At 52.6% G+C, this 12,274-nt stretch carries 9 protein-coding genes and 3 pseudogenes; 10 read left to right on the top strand and 2 right to left on the bottom strand.

Going from position 1 to position 12,274, the window contains the following annotated elements:
- The first annotated feature begins 1,027 nt into the window (after positions 1 to 1,027).
- Complete coding sequence (locus tag IDH45_RS34760; RefSeq protein WP_263364859.1) at positions 1,028 to 1,162, top strand: hypothetical protein; 135 nt, start codon at positions 1,028 to 1,030, stop codon at positions 1,160 to 1,162.
- A gap of 258 nt (positions 1,163 to 1,420) precedes the next feature.
- On the opposite strand, the gene IDH45_RS24925 is transcribed toward IDH45_RS34760, so the two are convergent.
- Positions 1,421 to 1,708: a hypothetical protein gene (locus IDH45_RS24925; protein WP_190930857.1), complete on the bottom strand. Its 288-nt coding sequence runs from the start codon at positions 1,706 to 1,708 to the stop codon at positions 1,421 to 1,423.
- 246 nt (positions 1,709 to 1,954) lie between these two features.
- On the opposite strand from IDH45_RS24925, the gene IDH45_RS24920 reads away from it, so the two are divergent.
- On the top strand, positions 1,955 to 3,826 hold the full coding sequence (locus tag IDH45_RS24920) for an extracellular solute-binding protein (protein ID WP_190930856.1): 1,872 nt from the start codon (positions 1,955 to 1,957) through the stop codon (positions 3,824 to 3,826).
- 143 nt (positions 3,827 to 3,969) lie between these two features.
- Here IDH45_RS24920 and IDH45_RS24915 read toward each other — a convergent pair whose 3' ends face one another.
- The gene (locus IDH45_RS24915) at positions 3,970 to 4,665 is read right to left on the bottom strand and encodes a queuosine precursor transporter (protein ID WP_190930855.1); all 696 of its coding nucleotides are present in this window, start codon (positions 4,663 to 4,665) and stop codon (positions 3,970 to 3,972) included.
- Between the two features lie 289 nt (positions 4,666 to 4,954).
- Between IDH45_RS24915 and IDH45_RS24910 the strand changes: the two genes are divergently transcribed.
- The 8 genes and pseudogenes from IDH45_RS24910 to IDH45_RS24880 form a co-directional block, all read left to right on the top strand.
- The gene (locus IDH45_RS24910) at positions 4,955 to 6,295 is read left to right on the top strand and encodes an extracellular solute-binding protein (protein ID WP_190930854.1); all 1,341 of its coding nucleotides are present in this window, start codon (positions 4,955 to 4,957) and stop codon (positions 6,293 to 6,295) included.
- 319 nt (positions 6,296 to 6,614) lie between these two features.
- The gene (locus IDH45_RS24905; RefSeq protein ID WP_190930853.1) at positions 6,615 to 7,571 is read left to right on the top strand and encodes a 3'-5' exoribonuclease YhaM family protein; all 957 of its coding nucleotides are present in this window, start codon (positions 6,615 to 6,617) and stop codon (positions 7,569 to 7,571) included.
- A 220-nt stretch (positions 7,572 to 7,791) separates the two neighbouring features.
- Positions 7,792 to 8,370 (top strand): TetR/AcrR family transcriptional regulator, encoded by a 579-nt coding sequence (locus IDH45_RS24900; RefSeq protein WP_190930852.1) that lies wholly within the window; start codon positions 7,792 to 7,794, stop codon positions 8,368 to 8,370.
- A gap of 20 nt (positions 8,371 to 8,390) precedes the next feature.
- Positions 8,391 to 9,482: a serine hydrolase domain-containing protein gene (locus tag IDH45_RS24895; protein WP_190930851.1), complete on the top strand. Its 1,092-nt coding sequence runs from the start codon at positions 8,391 to 8,393 to the stop codon at positions 9,480 to 9,482.
- Between the two features lie 100 nt (positions 9,483 to 9,582).
- Positions 9,583 to 9,780: pseudogene (locus IDH45_RS24890) on the top strand (RNA polymerase subunit sigma-70); the annotation flags it as partial.
- 231 nt (positions 9,781 to 10,011) lie between these two features.
- Positions 10,012 to 11,148, top strand: coding sequence for a DUF6155 family protein (locus tag IDH45_RS24885; protein WP_190930850.1), 1,137 nt, complete (start codon positions 10,012 to 10,014; stop codon positions 11,146 to 11,148).
- Positions 11,149 to 11,623: 475 nt separating this feature from the next.
- Positions 11,624 to 11,791 (top strand): annotated as a pseudogene (locus tag IDH45_RS35335) (phosphohydrolase); the annotation flags it as partial.
- Positions 11,792 to 11,829: 38 nt separating this feature from the next.
- Positions 11,830 to 12,186, top strand: a pseudogene (locus IDH45_RS24880) (Fic family protein); the annotation flags it as partial.
- Between the last annotated feature and the right edge of the window lie 88 nt (positions 12,187 to 12,274).

The raw sequence follows: 12,274 nt of genomic DNA, 5'->3' as shown, positions 1-12,274 counted from the left end.
CTCGGTGCGATTTTACGGCGCCTTGCGTCTGTGGCTCTTTCCGGGAGCTATCTGGTAAGGGATCGGACAGCGATCAGCGATCCGGAAGCGATAGCAGATGTTTGCACCTCTTATTTTGCGGGATTTGCCCAAAAACGCGATATTAAGAGCTCCTAGGGGCTCTTATTTCCTGCTCGTATCCGGGAAATTGGCACAACTGGCTGAAATAAGGGGTGCAAACAACTCTTATTTTCCAAAAAAGGAGGTTTTGTCCGAAATAGAAGCTGCAATCATCTCTTATTGCTGGCCGCATCCAGCCGCATATGGCCTCGCACCATCTACTATTCCCGCATCCCGCCGTATCTGACCGCGTACCAACTGCTGTTCCCGCATTCCGCCACATATGACCGCGTACCACCTGCTATTACCGCATCCTACCATTATGTAAACTCGTACCGTTTCATCCATACTAACTAAACTATTCCAACGTAATGTTGCCTTAGTGACCTCTCATATCCCTCCTAGCTACCTTGCATTGTTTCGTGTTCCCTCATAACGTTCGCGCTTTTAAACAGGTCATTTGCTATTCCAACCTATTGCTTCTACCGCCCACCAGGCTCCGCTCGCCTATCAGACTCCATTTCGTGCCAACCGTGAATTTGCCGAATCCGGCTTGCTGCATCCGGCATGTTGTCCATTACCCGTCGGGACTTGTCTGGTATATAGAACTCTGTGCGATAAGATGTTGGAACCGTATGCGACGCGATGTACAACTCGACCTTTATCCTGCCAACGGAACCTCTACTCCCGATTGAAAGACTCCCCATCACCGAAAACGTCGAAACCAGCAGGAAATGTCGGACGGATGTCGTATAACCATACTAATTTGTCCATACTGGAAGGAGATGGAGAATCGGACAGGTCTATGCTGTATACGGACGATGTAGGTATTTGGGAGTGAAAACCGTCTCAGGAACGGTCGACCGCTGTCCTATTTAATCCGCTGGGAGGAGATTTTCCGGGTTCACTATACCCGCAGCGAGATCGAATGCTGCCGGACCGGACGTTCATTATGGATTACGAGAACGGACATTTTGTCGAAATTAGCGACGATCGGGACGGATGGGGCGAATTGGCGGGTGTGCCGGACCGGCATCCCCCGATTCGGGATTCGTCGTTGTAAGAAAACACGAATCGAAGGTGCGAGCGCGAGCAATTCGTGACGAATTATGTGAACGACGGGATGTTCAAGCCGAATTCGCTATAGGAAGCGGATTTTAAGAAATGACGAACGGGGATTGGAGCACGCGCTGTTCGCCGAGGAACCGGGCCGCGTACTGAAGTAAATCAGTAAATAGCGGCGGCCTGCCCGGCCGACAGACGCCGTCCGCTCCATTCGCGTCGGCAAATGGAGCGGCATCTTAAACCATTGAGCAACGCATCAACCGGCCATCGATTTGACCGTCAACGTAATCGTGCCGATCATGAAAGCCATGCCAACCGCCATAATAAACTCCCGGATGTAATAAGCGATCTTCGGCGACAGCCCGAATTCATTCTCTTTGCCCAGCGATTTCAATCGGGCCAAGTACCGTTCTTTGCGCTCCTTGTACGATTTGAGCATAAATGCGCAAAACACGATGCCCCATAATACCGAGGCGACAAGCACCATTTGCCAAATATCGTTGAAGTAACCGACGAGAATACCGGCGACGATGTGGATTTTCAACCTGCCTGTCCCCCTGATCTGAAATAAATTGCAGCCTTGCTCCACTGCGGGTCCGCTGCAATCCAGTATACCATACCGGTGCGTCCGGCGCCCGCAGAGACTCGATCGGCGGAGCCGCATGCAGGCTGGGGTCCAAAGGTCCGTAAGCCAAGCGGAAATGTCGAAATATTGTCCGAAGGGAAACTTTCCTTTGGGGAATAACGTCTAACTTTGTAAGGGTAACGAATAGAAAGGCGGGGGGACTTTTTGGTTAACGATCAAGCTGGATCAAGCAAAAAAAGCTGGAAGACGCTACCGGCTGCGTTGTGCGTAGCGGCACTATCGTTAGCGGGGGCGGCTCCGGCTCCGGCATATGCCGATGTGCCGAACGGCTGGCCTTGGAGCGATGCGCCTCCAGGCGTTGAGGAAGCGGCCGATTCCCGGACAGTGCGGATTGTTTTCGAAGGCCCGGTCGTGAAGTGGCCGGCGGCTCCCAAGATGAAGGACGGGACGACGGTCGTCCCGGCGAGAGCGCTGCTGGAGGGCATCGGCTACAGCCTGGAGTGGAACTCCGGGCAGCTCGAGCTGACGGCAAGCCGCGCAAGCGGCGAGACTCTCGTATTTCGCGTCGGACACGGAGAGATGAACATCAAAGGAGGCGCGGTAGTTGAACTGCCGGTGGCGCCGTATATCGAAGGCGACCTATTGTGGGTTCCGCTGCGGATGCCGGCCGAGGCCAGCGGCTTGAAAGTCAGCTGGAACGCGTTGGATCAAGCCGCCATGGTGAGCGACCCGAATGCGCCGGTGCGCTTCAGCGTAGGAACCCGTTCGGACAACGGCGTTCTGGACGCTTCGGACAAGCTGAACGAATACTTCAAGACGGAGTGGAAGTCCGATATCCGCTTCTCGATTTATGCGCCGGAGCAATACAACGACCGGGTCAATATCCGGATCGCGGCGGGAGATCCGACCGATCTGATGCTGCTCGGCAACCCGTACCGCTACTCGGATGAGCTGCTCCAGTCGTTTGCGTCCGATCTGACGGATATGCTCGAGAAGTACCCGCGGCTCCAAGCGCTGGCGTCCGGCGATGCCGCGGCTGCGCGCAGCATCGGCGGCCGGCTGTACGGCATTCCGCGCCCGAGTCATCCGAATGCTGCGGCTTTTCCCGCGATCCGCCAAGATTGGCTGGACCGCCTCGGACTTATTATGCCGGAGACGATGGACCAATTGTTCGCGGTGTTGGATAAGTTCGTTCATTACGACCCGGATGGGGACGGCAAGCATAATACGATCGGCATCACGGGGCGTGTGGACGGCAACGGGCTCGGCACCTTGTCCTGGGTGGAGCAGGCGTTCACGGGAAGCCCCGTGCGGTTTGGCGCGGCCGGCGGGAAAGTCGTCGATAACGCGGTCGGGAAAGAACAGCGGGCCGCGCTGGACTGGCTCGCTCGCGCCTTTAAGGCCGGCTTGATCGACAAAGAGTTCGCGCAAACCGGCAGCGAGCGTGTCGTATCCAAGCTCAGTCAAGGCCGGGTCGGTCTTGCCGCGATCACCGCTGAACAGGCGGCGAAGCTGACCGTCGAAGCCGGCACATCCGACAAATTTTCCGCGCGCTGGATGCCGATTCCGGGGCTGAAGGGGACAAGCGGCGCGATTGCGCCTTGGAGCACGGAGGAGTCCGGGCTTTACATCATCCCGCGTACGGTGCCGAAGGACAAAGCGGAATCGATCCTGGACTGGCTCGACCGCGGAATAGCCGCAAGCGAAAGCGATTGGAGCAGCATATCCGGACTCGGCGAAGCGGACCGGTCCGTGCTGGACAATGTGTTCGGCACGACGTCGCTGCTTCCGCAAAAGGCGCTGTTCGACCAGTTGTCCGATTCGACCCGGGACGGGTACCGGTACGCGGTGTACGCTTGGCAGGACGTGTCGTATGCCGGCAAAACGCTGCCGCAGGCAAACGCTTTGTTCGCGACAGGCGAATACGGCGAGTTGAACCGCAAGCTTCAGGAGTTGAAAGTCAAAGTCATAAGCGGCGAAGCGTCGCTGGACGACTGGGACCGTCATGTGAAGGAAATGACTGATTCCAAAGAGTATCGGGATATGATGGGGAAGCTGAACGGCTTCCTTCGATAAACCAAGCCGTAACGATCGCAAAATGAGAATACCGGAAAACGACAAACCCTCTAAATCCGCGGAACGGCGGAGTTGGAGGGTTTGTTGGCGTTTGTCTGTTGTGTGCCTGTTGGTGACTGCACATCACAAGCTCTGAATTTGAACTAGTCTTCCTTGATTTTGAAGCTGCGGGCCCAGTATAAAACCGGGGTCGACGCTATCGATATGATCATTTTGAACAAATAGGTCGTAATGAAAATTTGCAGCCAAATGTCGAACGGATATTCGGTCGCAAACGCGATCGTGCAAAAGACGAGCGAATCGACCAGCTGACTGAGCAGGGTGCTGCCGTTGATGCGAATCCAGAATTGGTTGGGCACCGGAAATTTGCGTTTCAGGTAGGCGAACACGCGGACATCGAGAAACTGGCTGACGAAGTAAGCGCACAAGCTGCCCGCCGCGATTTGCGGCAGCAGACCGAAAATCGTCTGCAGTGACTCCTGGGCGAGATCGCCTTCCTGGGGAACGAACGCCAGCGTCATCTGCATAATGACCAGCGAAGCGAGCATACTGAAAAACCCGAACCATACCGCCTGCCTGGCCGCCTGCGTACCGTACTTTTCGTTCAGCAGATCGGTGGACATGTAAATCGACGTATAGATCGTATTGCCGAGGGTCATGACGATTCCGCCTGTCACGAGCAAAGGCATCTCGATCGTTTTCGTCACCTGGATGTTGGCGAGAACCGTCGCAAAGCCGATCCAGGAATACAGCCCCTTCTTGCCGAATAACCGGTAGCACAGCAAAAACAGCCCGAAATGAACGAGCAAAAACAAGATGCCCCAAACCAAATTGAACATCGAATAATGCCTCCTTAGTTTTGATAACGCGGGATGGTTACGAACCGCGGCCGGTCAAAAAAATCCGACAGCTACCATCATACCAGTTTCCGATAAGATGACAATCTTTTTTTGAGTGTGGGCAAGGGGAGACGTGATTCACCAGTCGTTATGTTGCGGTATTTGTTGTAAACTTCTTGTTAATAAATTGTTACATAGTTGTATTCAATTCACACCAAATTCACATCTTAATACATATAATATACATGTGATTGTAAGCGCTTCACATAAACGAGGAGGTCGAACGATCGTGAATCAGAGACGAATCAGTTTAATGGTTGTAACCGCTTTAACGGCATCAGCGCTAGCAGCATGCGGCGGAGCCGGAGGGAGCCAGGGCGGACAAGCGGCCGGCCCGGAGGCGAAAGACAATCCTCCGGCCGCCAGCAAGCCGGTCAATACCGGACCGAGAGAGATCACGATGTACACGGCAGGCGGCACCATTGACGAGAAAGCGTTCGATTCGATGTACGGCGATGCGATTCGCAAAAAATTCCCGGATGTGACGGTCAAATTTATTCCGAATACAAAAGGCTCCACCTTGCCTGATCTGATCGCGGCCGGTACGACGATTGATATTATATTCGACTCGATCGGTTATGCGGAGTCGTTCCGTAATTACGGCATCCATATGGATATGACGCCTTACATCAAAGCGAGCGGATTGGATCTGAACCAGTTTGAACAAACCGCGATCGAGTTCCAGCGGAAAATCGGCAACGGGCAAATTCATTCGCTCCCGGTATGGACCGCTTCGGCCGGATTGTTCTACAACAAAGACTTGTTCGACAAGTTTGGAGTCGGCTATCCGAAGGACAATATGACGTGGTCGGAAATACTCGAGATCGCCAAAAAGCTGACTCGTAAAGACGGCGACATCCAATACGTCGGTTATGTAACGGCGGCGGGGTCTCAGGCGAACACGAACCAGCTCGGGCTCAAATACGTCGATTCGAAAACCGGCAAGGCGCAAATCGATAATGAAGACTGGACGAAGTTCATGCAGAGCATCGTGCCGTTTTTCCAAATCAGCGGGATGACCTGGACGGCGGAAAATACGACGGTTGCGGCGATGCGGGCGATGTTCGAGAAGGACCGGACCGCGGCCATGTATACGAACTACAGCGGCGGCACGCCTCCGGCGGATATGAACTGGGACGTAGTGAAAGTGCCTTCGTACGAGCAGGCGCCCGGCGTAGGTCCGCAAAGCTATCCGGCCTACCTGTCGATGACGACGCTGAGCAAAAACAAAGAGCTCGCCTTTAACGTCATTCATTACCTCGTCTCGAAAGAATATCAGCTGCAGAATACGAAAGCGGGCCGCGCCACCGTACTGAACGATAAAGAAATTATTAAAACGTACGGCGAATCGATGGCGAAGTTCAAAGGCAAAAACATTACCGCGATGTTCCCGGAGAAACGGGCGCCGATCGGCGATTACACGGCAGCGGATACGGCGGCTGCATCTCAATTTTCGAGCGCGTTTACGAAAATTATTTTGAACCAGAAAGATATCAATACGGCTTTGCGCGAAGCGAACGAGGCGGCGAACAAAGCGATTGAGGAGATCAAACAGAAAAACGCGAAATAACGCGCCTGTTCAGAAACGAAAGCTGCCGCCTGAGGGTTTCCCGCCGGGCGGTTTTTTTGTGCGCGACAGGGACGTTCGAGGCTGACGGGCAAGCGACGGTGATCCCGACCGACGATCGCGCGCGGAGCGGCAGTGCGGCGGGGTGAGCGGGGAATCGTCCGGTTTCGGCGAATCATCAGCCGATGGCCATTCGGGGCCATCGGCGAGGCTGCCCCCTTGTGCAGGCAATTCGCAAAATCGTAAAGCTCAAGGAAAGAAAGCTGAACACCGACGGGGGATTAGGTAGTATACTGGAGGTAACCATACTGGAGGGAAGCTAATGACTGCAATTAAAAGCTTATCGAGTCAAGACGAATTTGTCGGTTATTACTTATTGAAGGAACTAGAGGTCAAACAAACCAATTCAACGCCTGCCAAAGACTATTTCGATATCGTCCTGTGCGATTCGAGCGGTCAACTGCCGGCTAAATACTGGGACGTCTCGCCTACCGACAAGGAAACGTTTTTCCCGATGGGGCTCGTCAAAGTGCAAGGGCTCGTTCAGACATACCGGGAGAAGCTGCAGATCAAGATCACGCGAATGCGCAAAACGACGCCGGAGGACGGTGTCGTGCTCACCGATTTTATCCGTTCGGCTCCGATCAGTCCGGCGGACCTGCTTGCTGCGATCAAGCAAACGGTGGAATCCATCACGGATCGGGATATACATAAGATCGTTTCCTATTGCGTGAAAAAGGTGGAAGATAAGCTGTCCCATTATCCGGCCGCCAAGACGTATCATCACGCCTATTTTGCAGGGCTGGCTTATCATATCGCGAGAATGCTGGAGCTCGGGGAATTCGTCTGCAAGCAGCGGCCTTTCCTCAATCCGGATCTGATCAAGGCGGGCATCGTGCTGCACGATATCGCGAAGCCGGAAGAGATGATCGCGCAGATGGGGATCGTGTCCGACTACAGCGTCCAAGGCAAGCTGATCGGCCATATTTCGATGGCCTCCAACTGGATTACCGAGGCCGCCCTGGTCGAAGGAATCGATCTGCAATCGGAGCGGGTGCTTGCCTTGCAGCATCTCGTCTTGTCCCATCACAATCTGGGAGAATGGGGCAGTCCCGTGCAGCCGCAAACCGCCGAGGCCGTCGCGCTGCACCATATCGACGCGCTGGACGCCAAGCTGCAAATGGTGGAGGACGCCTTGCAAACGACGCCGGAGCACGAAGAATGGACGCCGATGATCCGGGGGCTGGAGAACAAGGCGATCTACCGCATGAAATGGTGAGTATGACCGCTGAAACAGGGAAACAGGATGTTGGAATAATATGATCGTAATGAGAATAGAGGGAGCCGGGAAAAGCCTTTCGTTTGTTGAAGGGCTTTTTTGGTGTGGAATGAAGACGGTGAGCGGAAATGGATGGTTGAAACAGGAACGAATTTCCGGTATGATTGCATTATATATCAAATGATATATAACAAATGATATTCAAAAGAAGGGAAGGCTCATGCCGCCGAAAGCCAAATTTACGAAACAATCGATCATCGACGCCGCCTTCGAAATCGCTAAAGTGGAAGGACTCGGCGGGATTACGATCCGGAAAGTAGCCGAGAAGCTGGGAAGCTCGATCGCGCCGATCTATGTCAATTTCCAAGACGTCGAGGAGCTGACCGGCGAGGTCGTCCGCAGCATCTTCGAGCTGTCCCGGCGTTTGCTGAAGGAGCACGATACCGGCAACCCGTTTCACGATATCGGTGCGGCCAGTTTGCGATTCGCCAGAGAATACAGCGTGCTGTTCCGCGATCTGGTGCTGAAGCCGAATGATCATATGAGCGGGTACGAGGAAGAACTGACCGTTCTGGTCGCCCATATGAAGTCCGATCCGGAGCTCGAAGGGTTCACGGAGGAGGAGCTGAAGGGGCTGCTGTTCAAAATGAGAATTTTCCAGCTGGGCCTCTCCGTCATGGTGGCGAACGGCTTGCTGCCGGACGGCTTCGGCGAGGAGATGGAGCAAGGGCTGCTGGACAGCACCGCCAAGGAACTGATTGCAGCGGCGCGGATGCGAAAGCAAGGACTATCGATCTAGTCGGTTGAGGGGGAGACGGTATGGCGGTTCATAAAGCACAGTCCCGTATTGAAGAACGATTCAGAAAAACGGTGGGCGACAATCCGAATGTCCGCAACGCCTATTATTTGGTTCACTCCGACCGGCTCGGCATCCATCTGAGTATGGCCGAGGGCAGGACCGGCGGCAGCCCCGCGAACCCTGGACAGCGCTATCTGATCGCCAGCATCAGCAAGCTGTTCACCTCGGTTCTGACGTCGATGCTGATCGAAGAGAACAGGCTGGATTACGAGGATACGTTGGCGAAATACGTGGATGCGGATCTTCTGAAGGGGCTGCATCGGTATAAGGGGAACGAGTATTCGAACGAAATCCGGATCAAGCATTTGCTCGGCCATACTTCCGGTCTTCACGACTTTTTCGAAGATAAGCCGAAGCAGGGCAAGCCGATGCTGGAGCTGATCCAGGACGAGCCGGATCGGCTGTGGCCCCCGCGGGAAGTGGTGGAATGGTCGAAGGCGCATCTGGAGCCGCATTTTCCCCCAGGCGCAGGGTTTCATTATTCGGACACCGGCTACCATCTGCTCGGCTTGATCATCGAGCAAGCGCTCGGGAAGCCGCTGCATGAGGCGTTCGACCAGTATTTGTTCCGGCCGCTAGGCATGAAGCATACGTCGCTGCATTTATACTCGGAGCCGGAAGAGGATAACGGCTATCCGCTCGCCGATGTGTATATCGGGGACAATCGGGTGACGGATCATCAGAGCTTGAGCGTGGACTACGCAGGAGGCGCCATCGTATCGACGTCGGAAGATTTGCTGATCTTCATGAAGGCGCTGGCGAAGCATGAGCTGATCAGCAAGCAGCGGTTCGAGGCGATGCAAGTCTGGTCGAAGTTCCAGGTCGGCATCGACTACGGCTACGGGCTGGTCCGGTTCAAGCCCATTCCGCTGCTGCTTCCGAAACGCTATCAAGTGTGGGGCAATTTCGGCTCTACCGGCTCGTTTTTGTTTTATCAGGCAGAGCTGGACCTTTATTTGATCGGCAGCTTCAACCAGCTTCGTTCTACGGGGAAGGCGCTGCGGATGATGTTCAAAACGATCGATATCGTATCCAGACACGGCAAGCGGTAAGGCGGCCGGCCAAAAAAGCTGCATTATTTTTTGACGTACAGGCACGACTGGGTAGTCGCCCACATACATTAAAATGATCTTTTCCTAAGGGGTGACACATGTGCTTGGTTTCTTCGGTGCCGTATCCATTTTCATCAAGCAGCTTCTGTTGCTGGTATCGTACGTCAAAAATAATGCGTTTCCGCAGCCGCTTGCCAAGGAGGACGAGGAAAAGCATCTCCGTCTGATGGCCGGAGGAAATCAGCATTCGCGCAATGTGCTGATTGAACATAATTTGCGGCTGGTCGCCCATATCGTCAACACGTTGTGAACACGAAGCAAGTGTATGTTATACTGGTGATAAAAGAACGGGAAAGCTTATCCCAATTTCATATTCCAGGGAAAGGAAAGTTCACTCTCGTCATGCAGGAGGAAGAGCAGCGGTCCGTTCAAGCTGATATTGAATCTAGTACCCGGCCTATTGTAATTCCGTCAGGGTTACAGCGGTTGTTTACTTACTCGGAACACTTTAAAAGGAGAACAGACGATCATGGTTTATAGATGCAGAATCGAACTCAATGAGATCGCCCCGAAGATATGGCGGGAGTTTCAATTTCATCCGGGCGTGACGTTTCATCAGCTTCACAAGATTGTTCAAGTGGTTATGGGTTGGGAAAATTACCACCTGTATGAATTTCATGTCAATGGACAAGTTATCGGCCTGCCTGATTCGACATTCGAGCATATGGAAGACCGAGAGGCACTGAATGCTAGAAAAGAAATCGTTCAAAAGCATGTTCATGCGGTAAATACCGTATTTACCTATATCTATGATTTAGGCGACGAATGGCAGCACAAGGTTACGTTGATCAATATTGACACATCGACGTCCGATCCAGCGCCCTTGTGTCTGAATGGAGCCCGCAGTTGCCCCCAGGAAGATGCGGGAGGCGTGTGGGGGCATCAGCATATGATGGAAGTTATGCGCACTCCCGATCATCCGGAGCGGGATCGTTTTACAGGTTGGGCTCGAGAAGGATTTGATCCCGAACATTTCTCCTGCGAAGAAGTGAATCAGGAGCTTGGGCGGCAGAAGGACAAGCTGATCCCCAAGTCAATGGTTAAGCCGCCGGTAGGGAAAAAGCCTGTGAAGCTGACGAAGTCCGCTCTGAATAAGCATCTGAAGCAACTGGATAGCGACCAGCTTATCGATTTGGTGAAGGCTTGTTATGGCGCCAGCAAAGATATGGAGAAGTTTCTTGCCGTAAGAATACTGGGCGATGAAGCGGTTCAATCCCTGTTTCAAGAATATCGCAAGAAGGTTGAGCAAGAGTTTTTCCCTGAACGTGGTCATGGGAAGCTAAGACTTCAGGAGGCGAAACATGCGATATCTGAATTCGAAAAATTAACCGGAAGTGTTCAGTACAGTCTGGAATTGAAGCTGATCTACGTCGAAAATGGAGTCGACTTCACCCTAAGTTACGGGGATATCGATGAACGCTTTTACTATAGTATGGTGTCCGTGTATGCCGATATCATCGCTCAGGTGAATGAAGATGAAACGGCGGAGTTGTTCGACGAGTTCGAGGAGCGCCTTGAAGCCGTTGTTTCGAAAACAGAAGGGATCGGCTGGGGTTTTCATGACCGTTTGGTTGAACTGTATGCTGAAGTACAATGGATTTCCTGAATTTCGAAATCGGCTATTGTCCATTTTGAGTCGCGGCAAGAGGATATTCGGGAGATAAGAAGACATCCAACTTCCATCCTTGGTTCGCAATGTAAAGGGAAAATGGAATAAGTCATTCTAACAACAAAGTGATGAAAACGGCTAGGTTTGCTTAGTCGTTTTTTGTGCTTCGAACATTCGTTCGCTAACAGATCATGGTCGATGCGCTCTGCTCTAATGTTATTAGAGCTGCATTAGGAGTTGATTGCGTTGGAACAAAAGCTTCACCGAATGTGGTTAACCATGATTTCCTGTTTGGCGATCTCATTTTTCTTCATCAAAGGACTCGCCTTCATTTGTTTTGGCGTCTACAGAAAATACTCCCGAAGGAGCTATCTCTTAGGTGACGACGAGCTGATGGTTCGATGGGGGAATGTCTGGTCAGATAACTCCTCCATTATTCCGCTTAGCCGAGTGCAGCATGTGGATCAGGAACAAAATGATCGCTCAGCTTGGGGTCGTGACAGACTACAGCACCCAGGGTAAGTTGATCGGCCATATTGCAATGGCGGCTAGTTGGGTCACAGAGGCGGCTTTGCGGCTGGAGCTTCCACTCGACTCGCAACAAGTGATCGGATTGCAGCACCTTATTCTCTCGCACAACCCAAATATTCAATAACGGACGTCATTGCCCGCAGACTAATGGATATACAACGCGCCAGCGTTGTGGTGGATTTGCTTCCATCTATTCTGGACTTGCTTAAGAAAGAATCGATGGAAAAGACGGTCATCCTTTCAACGAAAATTGAAGTCTTGTACCAAACCAGCAATGACAATGAAGAGCAGGAAGTATATAACTTAATGAAAGCTTTAGAATACTTGGATGAAGCCGAAAAAAGGCAGCTTCCGGTCACAGAGGAATTGATTAAAAAGCTGCATGCCATTATCCGAATATCCCACGGACGAAGACCGCGTGTTAGCGAGTATCGCGAAGAACAAAATCAAGTTGGCAGCCGCAATGCTTATGGTTTTTATTTACCGCCAGAATGGCAAGATGTATGGTGGCACAAGAAGTCAAGACAGATTTTTTAGATTTTTAAGGTGTGAAAAGATGCACAAGCTTTATTCCATATACAGTAGGAATGCC

The sequence above is a fragment of the Paenibacillus oceani genome (assembly GCF_014705615.1).
GTDB classification, from domain to species: domain Bacteria; phylum Bacillota; class Bacilli; order Paenibacillales; family NBRC-103111; genus Paenibacillus_AB; species Paenibacillus_AB oceani.
The sequence above is the reverse complement of the archived record's forward strand: the minus strand, read 5'-3'. Positions and strand labels throughout refer to the sequence as shown.